Consider the following 506-nt stretch of genomic DNA (forward strand, 5'->3'; position numbering starts at 1 on the left):
CGGATGCGGCGTGAACGCCTTATCCAGCCTACGAGCGCGGGATGTCTGTAAGTCGGATAAGATGCGGCAGCATCGAATCCGACACAAATGCCGGATGCGGCGTGAACGCCTATCCACCGCGGAGAGGTAAAAGAAAAAGGCCAGCGCGAGGCTGTAATGCCAGTCAGTTAAGCAACTGACTGGCCTTTTTTCGAGGCTATGGGGTATCTCCAGGGCCTTTCCTTTACCACCCTGGGGAAGGCCCTTTCCCTTCTTGTCGGCAACCTTACCAGTTGTCCCATACTTTCAAGATCCTGCATCAGCTCCGGAATACGACCTGGTGAAGCCCCCTGAAGGGTCATCAGCATTCTCATGACCATGCCGCATGATTCTGAGAAGCTCAGCTGATTCGGCCAGTATCCTTTCAGATGGCCCGCCATTTTAATCATCTGATATCTCACCAGATTATACGCCAGTAACACGCCCCATAACTCCTGCTCCACAACGCTCCGGCTTTTACTTCTCAG

General features: G+C 53.4%; 1 pseudogene. It reads right to left on the reverse strand.

From position 1 onward, the window contains the following. Positions 1–167 precede the first annotated feature (167 nt). Positions 168–506, reverse strand: a pseudogene (locus tag AACU94_RS24525) (IS4 family transposase); the annotation flags it as partial.

Source organism: Escherichia sp. E4702 (assembly GCF_963883545.1).
Classification (GTDB): Bacteria; Pseudomonadota; Gammaproteobacteria; order Enterobacterales; family Enterobacteriaceae; genus Escherichia.